This window comes from Pseudomonas sp. D2002, from assembly GCF_013385735.1.
Taxonomy (GTDB): domain Bacteria; phylum Pseudomonadota; class Gammaproteobacteria; order Pseudomonadales; family Pseudomonadaceae; genus Aquipseudomonas.
This window is the reverse complement of sequence record NZ_JACAPL010000002.1, coordinates 290,801-311,113: the sequence shown is the minus strand read 5'-3', so window position 1 is coordinate 311,113 and position 20,313 is coordinate 290,801. Positions and strand designations below refer to the sequence as shown.

The following is a 20,313-nucleotide window of genomic DNA, read 5'->3' as shown; positions in this document are numbered from 1 at the left end:
CGCCTGCCGCTTGAACAACGCCAGCAGTTTTATCAGCGCCTGCAAGCGCGCGGCATGAGCTTCGCGCAATTGCCGATTGCGCCCACCCGCGAGGGTGTCGAGGCACTGCCTTTGTCATACGCCCAGGAGCGCCAGTGGTTCCTGTGGCAGTTGGACCCTGACAGCGCCACTTATCACATTCCTGGCGCGCTGCGCTTGCAGGGCCAGTTGGACCTGGCGGCGCTGCAACACAGTTTCGACCGCCTGCTGGCCCGCCACGAAAGCCTGCGTACCCGCCTGGTGCAGGACGCTGAACAGCTGACCCAGGCCGTGATGCCTGAGGCCCGGGTTGAAATCGTGCACAGGCGCACGGACGAACAGCACTTGATGGCTGAGGTGGAAGCCGAAGTTGCGCGACCTTTCGATCTGCTCCAGGCGCCGCTGCTGCGCGTGACGCTGCTGCAACTGGCCGACGATGAACATGTGCTGGTGATGGTGCAGCACCACATCATTTCCGATGGCTGGTCGATGCAGGTCATGGTCGAGGAGCTGGTGCAGCTCTATGCCGCCAGCAGCCAGGGCCGCAACTTGGAATTGCCCGAGCTGCCGATCCAGTACGCTGACTATGCCCTGTGGCAGCGCGGCTGGATGGAAGCGGGTGAGAAAGCCCGTCAATTGGCGTACTGGCAGGCACTGCTGGGTGGCGAGCAACCGGTGCTGGAATTGCCTCTCGATCACCCGCGCCCGGCCCAGCAAAGCCATCGTGGCGCCAGTTTGCAGGTGCATCTGTCACCGGAGCTGGTCAGTGGTATCAAGCGCCTTGCGCAGCAAGAGGGCGCGACCCCGTTCATGCTGCTGCTGGCTGCGTTCCAGACCTTGCTCTATCGCTACAGCGGGCAGTCGGACATCCGTGTCGGGGTGCCGATTGCCAACCGCAACCGGGTCGAGACCGAGCGGCTGATCGGCTTTTTCGTCAACACCCAAGTGCTCAAGGCCGACCTTGACGGGCAGATGAGCTTCGTCGAACTGCTGCAGCAGACCAAGCGTCGCTCGCTGGAAGCCCAGGCCCACCAGGACCTGCCGTTCGAACAGCTGGTGGTGGCGTTGCAGCCCGAGCGCAGCCTGAGCCACAACCCATTGTTCCAGGTGATGTTCAACCACCAGACCGACGCCCAGGGCGGGCGCGAGGGCCAGCAATTACCCGGCCTGCGCGTCTCGGAACTGGACTGGGACAACCAGACCACGCATTTCGATCTGAGCCTGGACACCCATGAGTCCGCAGAAGGCATCTGGGCGGCGCTGACCTATGCGACCGACCTGTTCGAGGCCGCGACGGTCGAGCGTTTGGCGCAGCACTGGCAGAACCTGCTGCACGCAGTGGTGAACGCACCACAGAGTCGTCTGAGTGATGTGGTGATGCTCGGCGGCGCCGAGCAAACGGGGTTACTCAAGGAGTGGAACGCGCCGGCTACCGGCATCGAACTGCACGCGGTGCATCAACTGTTCGAGGCTCAGGCTCGGCAGCACCCTGAACGCCAGGCCTTGGCGCTGGACGACCAGGCCATCAGCTATGGCGAGTTGAACCGCCAGGCCAACCGTCTGGCCCACTACCTGATCGCCCAGGGCGTAGGCCCGGAAGTGCTGGTCGGCATCGCCGTGGAGCGCTCGTTTGCCATGGTGGTGAGCCTGCTGGCGGTGCTCAAGGCGGGCGGTGCGTACGTGCCGCTCGACCCGCAATACCCGCGTGAGCGCCTGCTGCACATGCTTGAAGACAGCGGCGTGAGGCTGGTGCTCACGCAATCTTCGTTGCGTCAGCGCCTGCCGCTGCCTGAGCACTTGGCGACCCTGGACATCGACTTGGCCGAGGCGCAGCTGGCGCACTGTGCCGAGCACAATCCAGGGCTCGACTTCGAACCGCGCAACCTGGCCTACGTCATCTACACCTCAGGCTCTACCGGCAAGCCCAAGGGCGTCGCCATCAACCATGCCGCCTTGAGTGAGTTCGCGAGCATTGCCGCTGACTATTCGTGCCTGACGGCGAATGACCGAGTGCTGCAGTTCGCGACGTTGAACTTCGACGGTTTCGTCGAGCAGTTGTACCCGGCCCTGACCCTCGGTGCCACCGTGGTGCTGCGTGGCCCGCAACTGTGGGACGGTGCCGAGCTGTACCGGCAGGTTATTGCTCAGGGCATCACCTTGGCCGACTTGCCCACCGCCTACTGGAAACTCTTTTTGCAGGATTGCCTGGCAGCCGGCCCGCGTGCTTACGGCGCACTGCGCCAGGTGCATATCGGCGGCGAAGCCATGCCGCTGGATGGCCCGGCGTTGTGGCGTCGTGCGGGGCTTGGGCATGTGCGCCTGCTCAATACTTATGGGCCGACCGAGGCGACTGTGGTGTCCAGCGTGCTGGACTGCAGCGCCGACACCAGCATCATCGGCGCCAGCGCCAGCCCTATCGGCCGCGCGCTGGCGGGGCGTGGGTTGTACGTGCTCGACCGGGATTTGAACCTGCTGCCGGTCGGTGCCGTGGGGGAGCTGTATATCGCCAGTGAAAGCGGCCTGGCGCGTGCCTATCTGCAACGCCCGGCGCTGACGGCGGAACGGTTTGTCGCCGACCCTTTCAGTCATTCGGGCGCGCGCCTGTATCGCACTGGTGACCTGGCTCGCTGTCGCGCCGATGGCGTGATCGAGTACGTCGGGCGGGTCGATCATCAGGTCAAAATCCGAGGTTTCCGCATTGAGCTGGGTGAAATCGAAGCATTGCTGCTGGCCCAGCCAGGCGTGCGCGAAGCCCTGCTTCTGGCGGCTGACAACCAACTGCTGGCCTACGTTGTACCCACTCACGCGCTGCCCGAGCACGAGCAGGTTGCAGCGGGTGAACAGCTCAAGGCCACGCTGCGCGAGCTATTGCCGGATTACATGGTGCCTGCGCACTTGATCTTCCTCCCACGCATGCCATTGAACCCCAATGGCAAGCTGGACCGTCAGGCCCTGCCAAAACCCGATGCCGCCGCGGTGCAAGCCGATTGGCAAGCGCCAGTCACCGCCTTGCAACAGCAGGTTGCGGCGATCTGGGCCGATATCCTCGGCACTGAGCGTGTAGGCCTGACCCAGCACTTTTTCGAGCTGGGTGGGCATTCGTTGCTGGCGATGCAGGTGGTCTCGCGTATTCGTCATGCGCTGAACCTGGAAGTGCCGCTCAAGGCCCTGTTCGAGCAGCCGCGCCTGGATGGATTTGTCGCCGCCATTGAAGCCCATTCCCCGACTGCACCGAAGGCGCCGGCATTGGTGCCGGTAGGGCGTGACCAACCGCTGCCGTTGTCGTATGCCCAGGAGCGCCAATGGTTCCTCTGGCAACTGGAGCCGCAAAGCGCGGCGTATCACGTGCCGAGTGCCTTGCGTTTGAAAGGGCAGTTGGACATTGCCGCGTTGCAGCGCAGTTTCGACACGTTGCTGGCCCGGCATGAAAGCCTGCGCACCTGTGTGCGCCAGACCCACGACGGTGCGGTGCAGGTGATTGACCCGCTGGTGTCGGTGCAAATCGCCCTGGGCGATGTCGACGAAGCACAGCTCAAGGCCCGTGTAGAAGCTGAAATCGCCCAGCCGTTCGACCTGCAACAAGGGCCGTTACTGCGCGTGACGCTGCTGCGCCTGGCCGATGACGAGCATGTGCTGGTGCTGGTCCAGCATCACATCGTGTCCGATGGTTGGTCGATGCAGTTGGTGGTGGAAGAACTGGTGCAGCTTTACGCCGCTTACAGCCAAGGGCAGGGCGTGCAGCTGCCGCCGCTGCCGATTCAGTACGCCGACTATGCCGTGTGGCAACGCAATTGGATGGACGCGGGGGAGAAGGCGCGTCAACTGGCGTATTGGCGCGAGGTGCTGGGCGGTGAGCAAAGCGTGCTGGAGCTGCCCTTCGACCATCCACGCCCGGCGGTGCAGAGCCACCGTGGCGCGCGCCTGCCTATCGAGCTGGCGCCGACACTGGCCCACGACCTCAAAGCCTTGGCCCAGCAGCAAGGCGTGACGCTGTTCATGCTGTTGCTGGCGTCGTTCCAGACCTTGCTGCACCGCTACAGCGGCCAGGAAGAAATCCGCGTCGGCGTGCCGATTGCCAACCGCAATCGCAGCGAGACCGAGCGCCTGATCGGCTTCTTCGTCAACACGCAAGTGCTCAAGGCTGACCTGCATGGGCAGATGAGCGTCGAGCAGCTATTGCAGCACACACGCCAACGCGCGCTGGATGCCCAGGCGCATCAGGACCTGCCGTTCGAGCAACTGGTGGAAGCCCTGCAACCGGAGCGTAGCCTCAGCCACAACCCGTTGTTCCAAGTGATGTTCAACCACCAGACCGATGTCGGCCAGGCCCAGGTCCAGCACCAACTGCCGCAGCTGCGGGTAGAAGGGTTGGACTGGGAGAGCAAGACCGCGCATTTCGATCTGGACCTGGATATTCAGGAATCCAACGAGGGTATCTGGGCCACGCTGGGTTATGCCCAGGACCTGTTTGAAGCCGCCACTGTGCAGCGCATGGCTCGCCATTGGCAGAACCTGTTGCAGGGCATGGTTGCCGACCCGCAGCAAAGCCTCAGCCAATTGCCGCTGCTGGACAGTGCCGAGCAGCAACAGATTCTTCAGCTGTGGAACTGCACCGACTCGGGCTTCTCGGCCAAACGTCTGGTGCACGAATTGGTCGCCGACCGCGCGCGGGAAACCCCGACTGCCGTGGCGGTGAAATTCGATGCGCAAACCCTCACCTACGGCGAACTCGACCGCCAGGCCAATCGCCTGGCGCATGCGCTGATCGCCCGCGGTGTCGGCCCGGAAGTGCGCGTGGCCATCGCCATGCCGCGCAGTGCCGAGATCATGGTGGCGTTCCTGGCGGTGATGAAATCCGGTGGCGTTTACGTGCCGCTGGACGTGGAATACCCGCGCGATCGCCTGCTGTACATGATGCAAGACAGCCGCGCCAAACTGTTGCTGACCCACTCGGCGGTGCAGCAGCGCTTGCCGATTCCTGACGGCCTGGAAGCACTGGCCGTTGATCAGGCCGAAGCCTGGGCCGACGCTGACGATAGCGCTCCACAAGTCGCACTGGACGGTGACAACCTCGCCTACGTGATCTACACCTCCGGCTCCACCGGCATGCCGAAGGGCGTAGCGGTGTCCCACGGCCCGTTGGTGGCGCACATCATCGCCACCGGCGAGCGCTATGAAACCGGCCCGGCCGACTGCGAACTGCACTTTATGTCGTTCGCGTTCGACGGCTCACACGAAGGCTGGATGCACCCGCTGATCAACGGCGCCAGTGTGCTGATCCGCGATGACAGCCTGTGGCTGCCGGAGTACACCTACGCGCAAATGCACCGCCACAATGTGACGATGGCCGTATTCCCGCCGGTGTACCTGCAACAACTGGCCGAGCACGCCGAGCGTGACGGCAACCCACCGGCCGTGCGGGTTTACTGCTTTGGTGGTGATGCGGTGGCGCAAGCCAGCTATGACCTGGCGTGGCGCGCACTGAAGCCGACTTACCTGTTCAACGGTTACGGCCCCACTGAAACCGTGGTGACGCCGCTGCTGTGGAAGGCGCGCAAAGGCGACCCATGCGGCGCCGTCTACGCACCGATTGGTACATTGCTGGGCAACCGCAGCGGCTATGTATTGGACGCGCAGCTCAACCTGCAACCCATCGGCGTCGCCGGCGAGTTGTACCTGGGCGGCGAGGGTGTGGCGCGAGGTTACCTGGAGCGCCCGGCACTGACCGCCGAACGCTTCGTGCCGGACCCATTCGGCAAACCCGGCAGCCGCGTGTACCGCAGCGGCGACTTGACCCGTGGCCGCCCGGACGGCGTGGTGGACTACCTCGGGCGTGTCGACCATCAAGTGAAAATCCGTGGTTTCCGCATTGAGCTGGGTGAAATCGAAGCGCGCCTGCGTGAGCAGGACAGCGTCGGTGAAACCGTGGTGGTCGCCCAGGAAGGCCCGACCGGCAAGCAGTTGGTCGCTTACGTGGTGCCTTTGGACCCGGCATTGATCGACAACGCGGTGGCCCAATCGAACGGCCGCGAAGCGCTGCGCCGCGCCTTGAAAACCCGGCTGCCCGATTACATGGTGCCCACGCACCTGATGTTCTTGCCGCGCATGCCGCTGACGCCGAATGGCAAGCTCGACCGCAAAGGCTTGCCGCTGCCCGACGTGAGCCAGATGCAGCAGGTGTATGTCGCGCCACAGAGCGAACTGGAGCAGAAAATCGCCGCGATCTGGTCCGACGTGCTGCGCCTGCCGCGTGTGGGCTTGCATGACAATTTCTTCGAACTGGGCGGTGACTCGATCATTTCGATCCAAGTGGTCAGCCGTGCCCGCCAAGCGGGTGTGCGCTTCACGCCCAAGGACCTGTTCCAGCACCAGACGGTGCAGAGCCTGGCAGCCGTGGCCCGCGAAGGCGACGGCGCGGTGGTGCTGGATCAGTCGGCGCTGACCGGCGAGTTGCTGCTGCTGCCGATCCAGCACGCGTTTTTTGCTGATGACATCCCGCAGCGTGAGCACTGGAACCAGTCCGTGGTGCTGCAACCGCACCAACGGCTGGAAATGCCAGTGCTGGTGGCGGCGCTGGAGGCGTTGATTGTGCACCACGACGCCCTGCGCACCACGTTTGCCCAAGGCGCAGACGGCTGGAGCGCGGCGTACCGAGGCGCCCAGCAGCATCAGGCCGAACAGGTGCTGTGGCAAACCACGCTGAACAGCGTCGAAGAGCTGGAGGCCCTGGGCGATGAAGCTCAGCGCAGTCTCGACTTGAATCAAGGCCCGCCGCTGCGCGCGGTGCTGGTGGACATGGCTGATGGCGCGCAGCGCTTGCTGCTGGTGATCCACCACTTGGTGGTGGACGGTGTGTCCTGGCGCATCCTGTTGGAAGACTTGCAAACCGCCTACCGCCAACTGGCCGAAGGCGCCCGCGTGGTACTGCCGGCCAAAACCAGCTCCACCCGCGCCTGGGCCGCGCGGCTGCAGGCATACGCAGCCACCCCAGCGCTGGCGCGGGAGTTGGCATGGTGGCAGACCCAGTTGCAGGGCAGTCGCGCCGGTTTGCCGGGCGCCGACCCGCAGGCCAGCGTGAGTAACCGTCACGCCCTGAGCGTGACGACGCACTTGGATCAAGGGTTTACCCGTCGCCTGCTGCAGGACGCTCCAAGTGCCTATCGAACCCAGATCAACGACCTGTTGCTGACCGCCCTGGCGCGCGTGATTGTGCGCTGGACCGGTGATGACTCGATGCTGATCCGCCTGGAAGGCCACGGCCGCGAAGACCTGTTCGATGAGATCGACCTGACCCGCACCGTCGGTTGGTTTACCAGCCTCTATCCGTTGCAATTGGCGCCGACCGATTCGCTGGCAGGCTCGCTCAAACAGATCAAGGAACAACTGCGCGCCGTCCCGAACAAAGGCCTCGGTTTTGGTGCTTTGCGTTATCTGGGCAATGCGCAGGCGCAACAGGCATTGGGCGCCTTGCCGCGACCGCGCATCACGTTCAACTACCTGGGGCAATTCGACGGCAGTTTCGAAGGCGGCGAACAAGAAGGCCTGTTCGCGCCTTCCGGTGATGCCAGTGGCGCCGAGCAAAGCCTGGATGCGCCGCTGGGTAACTGGCTGGAGATCAATGGCCAGGTGTACGGCGGTGAGCTGAAACTGAACTGGAGTTTCAGTCAGGAAATGTTCGCGCAAGCCACCGTGCAGCAATTGGCGGATGACTACGCGCGGGAACTCAAAGCTCTGATCGAGCATTGCTGCGCGGCGGCCCATCAAGGCGTGACGCCGTCGGACTTCCCGCTGGCGCGCTTGTCTCAAGGCCAACTGGACGCACTGCCACTGAGCGTCGCCGAGGTTGAAGACCTCTACCCGTTATCGCCGATGCAGCAGGGTATGTTGTTCCAGTCGCTGTATGGCGAGGGCTCGGGCGACTACATCAACCAAATGCGCATCGATGTGGACGGCCTTGATGTGCCGCGCTTCCGCCAGGCCTGGCAGGCGGCGGTGGATCGCCATGAGATTTTGCGCAGCGGCTTCCTCTGGCAGACCGATGTGGAGCAACCGTTGCAGGTGGTCTACAAGCAGCGGCGGATGCCACTGGACGAGCTTGATTGGCAAGGCCGCGCGGATTGCCTCACGGCGCTCGACAGCCTGGCCGAGTCGGCACGCGCCCAGGGTTTTGTGCTGGAACAGGCGCCGCTGTTGAGCCTGTCGGTGATCCGCACGGGTGCGTCGAGTTATCACCTGATCTACACCAACCACCACATCCTGATGGACGGCTGGAGCGGTTCGCAGCTGTTTGGCGAGGTGCTGCAACACTACGCCGGCGAGCCGCTGGCGGCACCGACCGGGCGTTATCGCGACTACATTGCCTGGCTGCAGGCCCAGGACAAGGCCGTCAGCGAAACCTTCTGGAAAGAACAACTGGCCAACCTGCAGGCGCCTACGCGTCTGGCGCGTGACCTTTCGACTGAAGCGCCTGCGGCCCTGGAGGCCAACGGCGAACATCGTTTGAGCTTTGATGCCGCTCATACCGAACGCCTCAAAGCGTTCGCGCAAAGCAACAAGGTTACGCTCAATACCTTGGTGCAAGCCGCCTGGCTATTGCTGCTGCAACATCACACCGGGCAGGCCACTGTGGCCTTCGGCGCCACCGTGGCGGGGCGCCCGGCCGAGCTGCGCGGTATCGAGCAGCAAGTCGGTTTGTTTATCAACACGCTGCCTGTGGTGGCCACGCCTGAGGCGCAGCTGTCGGTCAGCCAGTGGCTGCAGCAGATCCAGGCGCAGAACGTGCGCCTGCGCGAGCAAGAGCACACGCCGCTGTTCGAGATTCAGCGCTGGGCCGGGTTGGGCGGCGAGGCGCTGTTCGACAGCATCCTGGTGTTCGAGAACTACCCGGTGTCTGAAGCGTTGGAGCAGGGCGCGCCGTCGGGCCTGCGCTTTGGTGCCGTGCACAGCCTGGAGCAGACGCATTACCCGCTGACCGTGCTGTTGGGCATGGGCGACAGCCTCGGGCTTGAATTCAACTACGACCGGCAGGCCTTCAGTGCCGCCCATATCCAACGCCTGGCCGAGCACTTCCAGCAGTTGCTGAACGCGCTGATTGTCGATGCCGACCAGCGCCTGGCCGCGCTGCCGTCGGTGACGCAGGCCGAGCGCCAGATGCTGCAGGCCTGGAATGCCACGGCGCAGACTTACCCGCTGCAACAGGGCGTGCATCAGTTGATTGAAGCTCAGGTGCTGCGTACGCCGGACGCCCCGGCGCTGGCCTTTGCCGGTCAGCAGCTGAGTTACGCCGAGCTGAACCGTCGTGCCAACCGCCTGGCGCATCGCTTGATAGCGGCGGGCGTGGGGCCGGACGTGCTGGTCGGGTTGGCGGTGGAGCGCTCCATCGAGATGGTCGTCGGCCTGCTGGCCGTGCTCAAGGCCGGTGGCGCCTATGTGCCGCTGGACCCGGAATACCCGCGTGACCGACTCATCTACATGCTGCAAGACAGTGGCGTGAATCTGCTGCTGACCCAGGCTCATGTGCTGGCGCAGCTGCCGCTGCCGGCAGGCGTGCAGAGCTTGGTGCTGGAGACCGGCGAGGCCTGGCTTGATGGTTACAGCGAGCACAACCCTGATGTCGCAGTGGATGGCGAGAACCTGGCGTATGTGATCTACACCTCGGGTTCTACCGGGCAGCCCAAGGGCGCCGGTAATCGGCATTCGGCACTGACCAATCGACTCTGCTGGATGCAGCAGGCGTATGGCCTGGATGGCCGCGATACGGTGCTGCAGAAAACCCCGTTCAGTTTTGACGTGTCGGTGTGGGAGTTCTTCTGGCCGCTGATGACCGGCGCACGCCTGGTGGTGGCGGCACCGGGGGATCATCGCGATCCGGCCCGGTTGGTCAGCTTGATCAACGCCGAGCAGGTCACCACGCTGCACTTTGTGCCGTCCATGCTGCAAGCCTTCTTGCAGGATGCGGCGGTGGGTTCCTGCCACAGCCTGCAACGCATTGTGTGCAGCGGTGAAGCCTTGCCAGTGGACGCGCAGCAACAGGTCTTTGCCAAGTTGCCTGCTGCGCGGTTGTACAACCTGTACGGGCCGACGGAGGCCGCGATTGATGTGACCCACTGGACGTGCGTTGACGAAGGTAGTGACACCGTGCCGATTGGCCGGCCTATCGCCAACCTGGGCTGCTACGTGCTGGACAGCAACCTGGAACCGGCGCCGGTGGGCGTGTTGGGCGAGTTGTACCTGGGCGGTATTGGCCTGGCGCGGGGTTATCACCGTCGCCCGGCGCTCACCGCCGAACGTTTTGTGACTGACCCATTCGGCAGCGGGGAACGGCTGTACCGCACGGGCGACCTGGCGCGCTATCGCGACGATGGGGTGATCGAGTACGCAGGCCGCATCGACCATCAGGTCAAGCTGCGCGGGCTGCGCATCGAGTTGGGTGAAATCGAGGCGCGGTTGCTGGAGCATGACGCTGTGCGTGAAGCAGCCGTGCTGGCCGTGGACGGCACGCACTTGGTGGGTTACGTGGTATTGCAGGCGCCGAGTGAGGACTGGAAAACCCTGGTCGGCGCGCACTTGGCTGCGCACTTGCCGGACTACATGGTGCCCGCGCAGTGGGTGGTGCTTGAGCAGATGCCGCTGAGCCCAAATGGCAAACTGGATCGCAAGGCGCTGCCCAAGCCTGAAGCCAACGGCGCAGGGGAATACCAGGCGCCCCACAGCGAGATCGAGCAACAGGTGGCTGCGATCTGGAGCGAGGTGCTCGGTGTTGAGCGGGTAGGGCTGAACGACAACTTCTTTGAGTTGGGTGGGCATTCCTTGCGTGTGCTGTTGCTCAAGGAACGCCTCCGGCAGGTCAGCGGGGTCAACCTGTCTGTCAGCCAGTTGATGCTTAACCCTACCGTGCGCGGGCAGGTCAATTGTTTGCAGGGCAGCGCGCGCAGCGAGTTGATCGTCAAGCTCAACAGCCAGACCCAAGGTACGCCGCTGTTCATGTTCCACCCAAGCTTTGGCTCGGTGCATTGCTATACCGCGATTGCCTTGGCGCTGCGCGAGCAACGCCCAGTTTATGGGGTGATCTGCCGTGCGCTGGTGGAAGAGGGCGCGTCGGTGCCTGAGTGGCAGGCGATGGTTGACGATTACGCCGCGCAATTACTGGCGGCTCAGCCCGAGGGCGCCTATCGCCTGGCGGGTTGGTCGTTGGGCGGCAACCTGGCGATGGAGGTCGCTTACGCACTGGAGCAAGCAGGGCGCGAGGTGGAGTTTGTCGGCTGGATCGATTCGGCGCCGCCGCAGTGGCTCACGCCGTATTGGGACGCGGTGGTCGTCGAGCAAGGGCGCGAGGCCTGCGCCAATGAGCGCCGTGCGGCGTTGCTTGGGGTGATGTTCCCGGCGTTTGCCGAGCAGATTGAAGGCGCGTGGCAGCAGTGCCAGCGTCAGGCTGCGGATGAAGACGAGCAATGGCAGGCGTTTGTTGCCTGGGCGGAACAGACCTTGGGTGAGGCATTTACCGGCATCAAGGAAGAATTGCTGCGTGGTAACGAGGCGCAGATTTCCTGGGAGGTAGACCGGGCGTTGAGCGAGCGCCTGGAGGCAGCGGACTTCAAGCCGATCAAGGCGCCGGTCAGTTGCTGGTGGGCCTCATTGAGCCGCGCGGGGCAGTTCAAGGACCTGATCGAACAGAACATGGCAAGTGTGATTGGTCAGGGGCGCATTGAGCGTTCGGTCATGATCGACACGGATCATGACGGGATTATCGACAGCGCCGCGTTCATCAACAGCCTGGTGGCCGCCATGGACTAAGGGGGCCGTCTCATGAATCAACCCGGATCATCGATCCGGGTTTTTTTGTGCTGGATTTCAGCCCGGGCAGACATGCTTTTGTGTGGGAGCTGGCTTGCCTGCGATGGCATCGACTCGGTGCCTGATAGTTCGAGGTGCCTGCATCGCAGGCAAGCCAGCTCCCACAGTTGACCGAGCCTGGCGTTAATACACAGGCATAAAAAAGCCCGATGAAAGCGGCGCTTTCATCGGGCGTTGGGTTGATCGCCTGGGGCGGTCAGTGCATCCGATCAGAAGTCCCAGCGGGTGCTGAACATCACGTTACGCGGCTCACCGTAGGCGGCCGAGTTATAGAAGCCCACGTTGGTGTAGTAGGTGGTGTCGAAGACGTTGTTGAGGTTGACGGTGGCCGAGAGGTTCTTGGTGACCTGGTAGCGGGTCATCAGGTCCACCACGGTGTAGGACGACTGGGTGATGTCCTGGTTTTTATTCAACGGCTGGTTCCAGATCTCGTTCCAGGCCTTGGTCTGCCAGCGCACACCGCCACCGACGGTGAACTTGTCCAGAGCGCCCTTGAGCTTGTAGGTGGTGTTCAGGTTGACCTGATTTTCCGGCTCGAAGGTGGAGATTTTCTTGCCGTCTTCGTCGCGCACGATCTTGTGCGTGTAACCGCCCTGCACTTGCCAGCCTGGGCTCAACTCACCGGAGATTTCTGCCTCGTAGCCTTTGGTAACGGCCTTGGAACCCTTGAACGCATAGTTGTCGGGTGTCGGGGTTTGGTTGTTGTAGGCATCGTCCGGGATCGCGCGATTGGTCTCATGCACCTCGAAATACGCAAGGCTGGTGTTCAAGCGGCCGTCGAAGAACTCGCCTTTTAACCCTATCTCGTAGTTCTGCCCTTCGTCCGGCTCGAGCAGCGTTTTGTTGCGATCTTTATAGGTGCTTTCCTGAGGTTGGAAAATATCGGTATAGCTGGTGTACACCGAGAAATTGTCGTTCAGGTCATAGATCACACCCGCATACGGGATAAACCGGCCGGTTTCCTTGTAGGAGGGGTTTATACCGGTGACGTGATAGTTGGCGACGCGCCCGCCGAGGATTACGTTCAGGTCATCCATTACGTTCAAGCGTGTGGTCACGTAGTAGCCGGTCTGACGGATATTGTCGTCGGTGTACTGCTGGACCGGGCCGTAGATAGGCTTGGCGATCTTGCCATTCCAGTTGTAGAAATCGACTTTGTTGCCGCCTGGCCATTCCGGCGACCAATAGCCCTTGCCCTGCCAGCGCGAGGTGCCGATCGAGCCGCCTACGACCAATTCATGGTCGCGGCCGAACAAGCTGAAAGGCCCGGTGGCATACAGGTCGGCCGAGGTGCTTTTGGTTTCGCCGGTGTACTTCTGCCCGTTGATCGACGCGCTGCCATCGGACTGGGGCTCAACGAACTGGATCGAGCCAAGGTCGGCGTGGTAGCTGTTGATCTTGTGGTCGAGCTGGAACTTGGTGACCCAGCCATCGCCCAGGTCATGCTCGAGCATGGCAAAGGCGGTGCGGGTGTTTTGTTCCCAGGAGCTCCAGGTGGTGCCGTTGTTGTAGGAGCGCGGCATTTTGTTGATGCTGCCGTCGTATTTCACCAGCGGGAAGGAACCGGACCAGCTGGAACCTTGTGGAACGCTGTCCTGGTAGTCGAAGCCCACGGTCAGCATGGTGTCGGGGGACAGGTCGAATTCGGTAATGCCGTAGTAGGTTTCGGTCTTGCGCGAGTAGTGGTCCATGAAGGAATTTTTGTCTTGGTACGCCGCCACTGCGCGACCACGGACGTTGCCGCTGTCGGTCAGCGGGCCGCTGACGTCGACTTCGCTGCGATAGTTGTCCCAGGAACCCGCGCCCAGTTGCACATGGCCTTTGAATTCCGAGGTGGGCTTCTTGCGAATCAGGTTGATGGTCGCGCCCAGGGAGCCGGCACCGTTAAGCAGGCCGGTGGCGCCCTTGAGGATTTCGACGCGGTCATAGATCGCCATGTCGCTCAGGGTGTTGCCCGCCGAATAACCGACGTTGCGCACGGTGGACGGAATGCCGTCGTACTGGAAGCTGTTGACCGAGAAACCACGGGAATAGTAGTTGGTGCGGTCGGTGTCATAGGCCGACACGGTGATGCCAGGCGTGTGGCGCATCACGTCGTCGACGTTATTGAGGCCGAAGTCTTCGATGTGCTGGCGGGTGATCACCGTGATCGACTGCGGGGTTTGCCGAGGCGTCAGGGTCAAACGGGTTGCCGTGGCAATGGTGCCTGGCGTGTAGGAGCCGGAGTCTTCGGTGATGTTGCCCAAGGCGTTGCCGGTCACTTGGGTCGGGCTCAATTCCAGCCCGGCGGAGGTGCCGACGGCGGTCACGGTCAGCGAGTTGCCATTGAGGGTGTGGGTTGTCTCGGTCCCACCCAGCAAGGTGTCGATTGCCCGCTGCGGGTCCAGTTTGCCTTTGACTGCGCGGCTGCTCTTGCCCTGCACATCGCTCGGGCTGTACAGCACCTGCACGTTGGTCTGGCGCCCAAACTCCTGCAGCGCGCTCCCCAGCGACTGTGCAGGAATATCCAGCTCGATCTCCTGTGCCTGCGCATAGCCTGCAACCGGCAGTGATATCGCCAGGGCCAGTGCGCTCGGAAGAAGATTGATGTTCAGGGCCCGGCGCATGGATAGCGCTTTGCTCAGGGGGCTGAGACCGAGTCTTGCTGGCATGGATGCGTTCTCTTCTATGTTTAAGTGGGCAAGTTATAGGTGACTATTGAGTATTATTCTCATTACCACTAGTGAGACGTTCCTACTTGGAAAAACCGGAAAATAAATTTCAGGCCGGTTCCATTTCGTGCACCACCTGGCCGGCGCGCAGGCGCACCAACTGGTCGGCGATATCGAAATAGCGGTCGTCGTGGCTGATCACGATGATGGTTTTGCCCAGGCGCTTGAGGTCCGGCAGCAGCTCGGTGTAGAAAATCCGGCGGAACGCCGGGTCCTGGTCGGCGGCCCATTCGTCGAACACCAGCACCGGGCGTTCTTCGAGCCAGGCGTTGACCAATGCCAGGCGTTTGCGTTGGCCGGTGGACAGGTCGGTGGTGCTGAACACGCCGTCCTTGACGCTGACCTTGTGCGCAATTTCCAGGCGCTCCAGGTATTTGGCCGCGCTGTCGAGTGACTGGGTGGCGCTGCCTTGCACCAGGTCGTCGAACAGGTAGTAGTCGGAAAAAATCGTGGTGAACAGTTGGCGGTAGTCATCGCGCTCGGGGTCGGTGACGGCCTCGCCGTTAAGGCGAATCTCCCCGGCCTGTGGCGGATACAGGCCCAGCAGCAGTTTGATCAGGGTGGTCTTGCCGCTGCCGTTCTCGCCGACGATGAACACGATGTCGCCTTGCTTGATGCTCAGGTTGATCGGCCCCAGGTGGAACGGTTCGCTGCCTTCAATCGCCGGTGGGCTGTAGCTCACGCCGCGCAATTCCAGGCTGTTGACCACCGGTTTGGGTGCTTCGCTGTCATCCATCAGCAAATGCGGTTCGGGGGAAGAGAAGCGCTCCGACAGCTCGCTGATCCGGCCAAACGCAATCTTGGCCTTGCCCACCACCGGCAGGTAACCGAGCAGGTGTTCCAGCGGGCCTTTCATGTACAGCAGCACCAGCACGAAGCCGGTGATCACCGTAGGGTCCGGGTTCGGGTTGTAGGCCTGCATCGCCAGGGCCAGGCCGATCACCACGAAGAACAGCATCGAGCCGAAGGTCTTGGCGAGGATGTAGATGTTCACCGAGCGCACCTGAATGTCACTGATGCGGTCGGCGGTTTCCTGGATTCTATGAGTGTTCATGCGAAAACGCCGTGGCCGGTGCATGCGCAGTTCCTTGGCACCGGAAGCGATCGCGTTGTAGTAGCGCTGCAGTTCATCCTCATGGCTGCGCGCCAGGTCGAACCCCTGAATGCCTTTGCCGCCGGCAATGAACTGCACGGCGCTGCCGATAATGATCGCCACCACCATCATCAGGAACATCGGCACCGACAGGTAGGCCAGGTAACCCAGGCAACCGAGGGTGACCGTGGCGGCGATGGCCAACGGCGTGAAGGCGAAGGAAAAATCGCTGATGGTGTCGACGTCATGGGTCAGCACCGGAATCAGGCGGTGCGAGCGGTAGCGCTCGATCTGGCCGATGGGCGCCGACAGTACTTTTTCACCCAGGTCTTTGCGCAAGGCGGCGATGATGCGTTGGCCGACGTAGTTGGTGCCGATGTCCGAAATGATCGAGCTGACCAGCGCCAGCACGCACAACGCCGCAAACGTCAGGACCACGCCTTGGGTCATGCCGTTGGCCGAATGCAGCGCATTGTTGATGGTGGCCAGCAGCAAGGTGATGGCCAGGCCGCCCGCCATGCCGAGGGCGACGGAGACCGTCACGATGGTACGGAAGGGCCTGAGCAAGGCGAGCAGGCCCCTGAAGGCGCTGCGTTTGGGGTCGGTCATAAATACATCCCGGAGAGTGAAAAGAGGGGCTGGGCACACAGACCCTTACCCATGACAAACGAAGCGTCGGCGCGACTATTTAGCTCGGCGTGCTCGGCGCCAGCGCAGCGGGATAAATTGCGCCGGGGCTGGTTCGTTCTTGTTCTGTAGGCGCACGTGTATCGACGCGGTGCGCAGCCCACTCAGCGAGAGCGAAAAATGACGAAAAAGAACCTGGTGTATGTGTGGTCCCTGAGAAATGCCGCCGCCGACAAGGCCGGGCAGCCGGTGGCCTACAAGGACCACGAGCGCTACATGAAGTCGGTGCTGGAGTTTCTGGTGGGGTCGCTGAACGACACGCCGTTGGGCCAGGCTTACAACCTGGTCGGCGTGGTCTACGACGATGATGAGCAGAACCCGCGGGACCAGCAGTTGGTCAGCGATTACGGCTTTGCCTATAAGCCGGGCCGCCAATGGCTATACCCGGCGGACCTGAAGGTACAAGGGCGCCTGGTCAACGACCTGCTGTTGAGCGTGCCGTCCACTTATCGCCGCCTGCCGCGCGGCAGTGCGGAACACATCGCCGGCAAGCAGGACTTCGAGCGTCGCCTGCACGACACGCTGGTGGAGTTGAAGGCCGATATCGTGGTGCTGGATGGTTTGCTGGTGATTCTGGATGAGCTGGTGCGCCCGGGCGCGCCGTTTGCGCGGCGGATCATGAACATTCACCCGGGCATTACCCGCATTGAATCGCCTTACGAGCGCCGTGGGGCCTATGCCACCTGGAATGCGCTCTACGGCGCGCGTGGGCAAACCGTGGTGGATTGGGCGACCAAGGCCACCACGCCGTCGGAACCGCTGTACCTCACCGGCGCGTCGTTCCACTACGTGGACAACGGCATCGACTCTGGTGAAGTGTTCCACGACGTACTGAAAACCGAGATTTCGCCCGAGGACACCATCCTCGAACTGCGCTGGAACAACTTCAACAACAGCCTGTTCCCGGCGTTGCATGAAGGGTTGGAGCTGTTGGCCAAGCAGGCCTGAGCATAGGCTTGTTGGTTCATACAGATCCAAAATGTGAGAGCGGGCTTGCTCGCGAAGGCGGCGGATCAGTCGATTCTGCTGGTGACTGGCACACCGCTTTCGCGAGCAAGCCCGCTCCCACATTTGGAAGGTGCTGGCCTTAGGGTTTGCACACGACCTTGAGCTCAATTCCCGCAGTCATTGCTGCAAATTTCCACCTGATATAGGCAAGTCAACTGTGGGAGCTGGCTTGCCTGCGATGATGGCGGGCCTGCCGACATTATTTGCCTGACCGACCCCTATCGCAGGCAAGCCAGCTCCCACACTGGAGAGTGTCTGCTTCAGTTATTGTTCGGTGCACGCAAGCCAAATGTGGGAGCTGGCTTGCCTGCGATGACGGCGGGCCGGTTGACAGTATTTGCCTGACCGACCGCTATCGCGGGCAAGCCAGCTCCCACACTGGAGAGTGTCTGCTTCAGTTATTGTTCGGTGCACGCAGGCAAAATGTGGGAGCGGGCTTGCTCGCGAAGGCAGCGGATCAGTCGATACTGCTGGTGACTGGCACACCGCTTTCGCGAGCAAGCCCGCTCCCACATTTGGGCGGCGCCGGCCTTAGGGTTCGCACACGACCTTGAGCTCAATTCCCGCAGTCATTGCTGCAAATTTTTACCTGATATAGGCAAGCCAAATGTGGGAGCTGGCTTGCCTGCGATGACGGCAGGCCGGTTGACATTATTTGCCTGACCGACCCCTATCGCAGGCAAGCCAGCTCCCACACTGGAAAGTGTCTGCTTCAGTTATTGTTCGGTGCGCGCAGGCAAAATGTGGGGGCTTAGAGCTCGCGCACTACCCGAAAGCCAATCCAGTCGCCGCGCGTCTGCGGGTAGATGTTGTTGCGGTTACCCGAGCGTGAAAATACCGGCGCTTCGCCCCAGTCGTTGCCGCGAATCTGGTAGCTCTCGCAATTGGGCTCCACCCAGGCGCTGCCGTCGGTGGGCGCGCCGATGTAGTTGGGGTGTTCGCAGTCGGCAACCCGCTCGTAAACATTGCCATGCATGTCGTACATGCCAAACGCATTCGGCGGGTAGCTGCCGACCGGCGATGAGTAGCTGTAGCCATCGGCCGGGCCGTAGGTGTTGGCATGTTCGGCGATGCTGTAACCCTTGCCTTCATCGAAAGGGAAAGGGAAGGGACCGGTCGAGCCGGCGCGGGCGGCATATTCACGCTGCGCTTCGCTGACCATCTGGTATTTCTGCCCGGTCTTTTTCGACAGCCAGGCCACGTAGTTCTTGATGTCGTCCATGTCCATGCACACCGCCGGCTGGCGTGGGCCTTGCGGGTAGCGCGGCTTGCTGGCGATGCATTCGCGGCCTGGGCGGTCGTCGCCATTGGCGATCTTGACCCCGGTCTGGCGCACATAGCTGTCCCATTCGCCGGCCGTGATGTGAAAGCGGCTCATGGCAAACGGCTTGGCGAAGGTCACCTCATGCATCGGGCCTTCATCGGGCTCGCGGCCCACTTCGTCTTCCGGGGTGCCCATGGTAAAGGTGCCGGCAGGCAGCACCACCATTTCCGGGCAGTCCTTGCAGTCCTTGAATACTTTGCCCGGCTGCACAGTGGCGGCCTGGGCCAGGCCGGGCAACAGCGCGCCGCACAGCGCGGTCAGCGCCAGGGCGGTGAGGGGCTTGAGTCGGGATGGAGTCATTGGGGCATCTCGTTCAAAGGAAAAAATAGCCGTCACAACCGTTGGCTCAGCAAGGTCATGAAGCGCTGGATCTCATCTGAGCTGTTAAGCAGGCCGGGCGAGGTGCGAATCACTGGGCCGACGTCGCGGTCCACGGCATCAATCACCACGCGGTTTTTCAGCATGTGGGCCACCACGGCTTCACTGTCCTGGCCCTTGACGCGGAAGAAGGTAAAACCTGCCGACAGCTCGGGGCTGCGCGGTGTGACCAGTTCGATCTGCGAGTGGGCCAGCAGTTGGTCTTTGAGCTCAGTGTTAAGTGCATGAATACGCGCCTGCACCGGCGCCTTGCCCAGCTGCAGGTGCAGCTTGAAGGCCTCGTCGGCGGCCCAGCGATGCTCGAAGGCGTGGTAGCCGCCGGGCGTCATGGTGGTGGCGAAATTGGCGTCCTCGGAGAACGTCGGCACCATCGGCGTGACGTATTTGTTCTCACTGTCGCGGGCGCAGACAAGGCCAGTGCCGCGCGGGCCGAACATCCATTTGTGGGTGCCAGCGATGAAGAAGTCGCAGTGCATGGCCGGGAAGTCGAGGTTTTCGACGCCAAAGCCGTGCACGCCGTCGACCACGTAGAGAATGCGGTCCTGCTCGTCACGGTTGCGGTTGAGTTCTTCAACCAGCTTGCCGATTTCACCGATGGGCAGCTTCACGCCACTGCCGGACTGCACCCAGGTCATGCCCAGCACGCGAGTGTTGGGGCGGATGTTGCGCTTGATATTGCCCAGTACTTCGTCGCTGGAGACCTGGCTGGCCTGCTCGAACAAGCGGATGCGACGCACCTGCGTGCCTTGCCGGGCGACGCGAAAATCCAGCACGTTCTGCGTGGCGTAGTGTTCGTGCTCGGTAGTGAGAATTTCCTGGTCGGGCCGCAGCTTGATGCCGCCGTAGATCATCGCCAGGCCTTCCGAGGTGCTGCCGGTCAGCGCGATCTGTGGTGGCGTGGCTTTCAGGTAGCGGCCAGCCCATTCGCGCACCTGGCCTTCACGTTTCCAGGTTTCTTCCAGGCCCCAGTCCATCGCCAGGCCGGGGTTATGGTCAATCTGCTGGCGGTAGCGGTCAATCGCGTCGCGCACCGGTTTGGGGTGTGAGGTCACCAGGAAATTGGAAAAATGCAGGTAGTTCGGGTCCTGGGTGAACAGCTGTTTGAACCCCGTCCATGGGTCGTTCGCAGCAGGTGCCGGATTGGCCGCCAAGGCCTGCGGGAGGAGGGCGGCGCCCAGCGGCAGGCTGGCGGCGAATACGCCGGCCTGCTTGAGAAATGTACGGCGGTCGGTCATGGACTT

General features: G+C 62.4%; 6 protein-coding genes. 2 read left to right on the top strand and 4 right to left on the bottom strand.

Annotated elements, in window-relative coordinates; all coding sequences use genetic code 11:
- Nucleotides 1–54: 54 nt before the first annotated feature.
- Nucleotides 55–11,811, top strand: coding sequence for a non-ribosomal peptide synthase/polyketide synthase (locus HX783_RS01665; RefSeq protein ID WP_371317655.1), 11,757 nt, complete (start codon nucleotides 55–57; stop codon nucleotides 11,809–11,811).
- A gap of 269 nt (nucleotides 11,812–12,080) precedes the next feature.
- On the opposite strand, the gene HX783_RS01660 is transcribed toward HX783_RS01665, so the two are convergent.
- Both HX783_RS01660 and HX783_RS01655 read right to left on the bottom strand, forming a co-directional pair.
- On the bottom strand, nucleotides 12,081–14,477 hold the full coding sequence (locus tag HX783_RS01660) for a TonB-dependent siderophore receptor (protein ID WP_305729324.1): 2,397 nt from the start codon (nucleotides 14,475–14,477) through the stop codon (nucleotides 12,081–12,083).
- 154 nt (nucleotides 14,478–14,631) lie between these two features.
- Nucleotides 14,632–16,284 carry a cyclic peptide export ABC transporter gene (locus HX783_RS01655; protein WP_177015709.1) on the bottom strand — a complete coding sequence of 551 codons (1,653 nt, stop codon included), beginning with the start codon at nucleotides 16,282–16,284 and terminating at the stop codon, nucleotides 14,632–14,634.
- 198 nt (nucleotides 16,285–16,482) lie between these two features.
- Here HX783_RS01655 and HX783_RS01650 point away from each other — a divergent pair, with 198 nt between their 5' ends.
- A complete protein-coding gene (locus tag HX783_RS01650; RefSeq protein WP_159955893.1) occupies nucleotides 16,483–17,310 on the top strand; it encodes a N(5)-hydroxyornithine transformylase PvdF in 828 nt (275 codons plus the stop codon).
- 811 nt (nucleotides 17,311–18,121) lie between these two features.
- Here HX783_RS01650 and HX783_RS01645 read toward each other — a convergent pair.
- Together HX783_RS01645 and HX783_RS01640 are read right to left on the bottom strand one after the other, a co-directional pair.
- Complete coding sequence (locus HX783_RS01645) at nucleotides 18,122–18,994, bottom strand: formylglycine-generating enzyme family protein (protein WP_177015708.1); 873 nt, start codon at nucleotides 18,992–18,994, stop codon at nucleotides 18,122–18,124.
- A 32-nt stretch (nucleotides 18,995–19,026) separates the two neighbouring features.
- Entirely contained in the window at nucleotides 19,027–20,307 is a 1,281-nt protein-coding gene (locus tag HX783_RS01640; protein ID WP_177015707.1) for an aminotransferase class V-fold PLP-dependent enzyme, read from the bottom strand.
- Nucleotides 20,308–20,313: the final 6 nt, after the last annotated feature.

Coding starts and splice junctions, on each gene's coding strand:
- HX783_RS01665 (WP_371317655.1), top strand. CDS start 55: ATGAGCTTCGCGCAATTGCCGATTGCGCCCACCCGCGAGGGTGTCGAG.
- HX783_RS01660 (WP_305729324.1), bottom strand. CDS start 14,477: ATGCGCCGGGCCCTGAACATCAATCTTCTTCCGAGCGCACTGGCCCTG.
- HX783_RS01655 (WP_177015709.1), bottom strand. CDS start 16,284: ATGACCGACCCCAAACGCAGCGCCTTCAGGGGCCTGCTCGCCTTGCTC.
- HX783_RS01650 (WP_159955893.1), top strand. CDS start 16,483: ATGACGAAAAAGAACCTGGTGTATGTGTGGTCCCTGAGAAATGCCGCC.
- HX783_RS01645 (WP_177015708.1), bottom strand. CDS start 18,994: ATGACTCCATCCCGACTCAAGCCCCTCACCGCCCTGGCGCTGACCGCG.
- HX783_RS01640 (WP_177015707.1), bottom strand. CDS start 20,307: ATGACCGACCGCCGTACATTTCTCAAGCAGGCCGGCGTATTCGCCGCC.